We start from the raw sequence: 221 nt of genomic DNA on the forward strand, positions 1-221 counted from the left end.
GCGCTGCCGACGGTGGTCGCGCTGGCGGTGCCGCCGGTCAGCACCGTCAGTTGGCCGCCGTCTTCCGCGACCACGTTCGACGCGACATTGCCGCTCACCGTGAAGCTGCCGAGGCGGTTCGTCGCATTGGTGATGAGCGCCGAAGTATTGGTGATGAGCGCGGCATTCGCGCTCATCGCGACCAGATCGGCCGTGCCGCCTGCATCCACCTGCAGCGTGCC

1 protein-coding gene is annotated in these 221 nt (G+C 68.3%); it reads right to left on the reverse strand.

The window, feature by feature from the left end:
• The coding region (locus tag FQ746_RS02770; protein WP_144107330.1) for an AIDA repeat-containing protein at positions 1-221 on the reverse strand (221 nt) is incomplete at both ends.

Origin of the sequence: Paraburkholderia sp. BCC1886 (assembly GCF_900996245.1) — a bacterium.
Classification (GTDB): Bacteria; Pseudomonadota; Gammaproteobacteria; order Burkholderiales; family Burkholderiaceae; genus Paraburkholderia.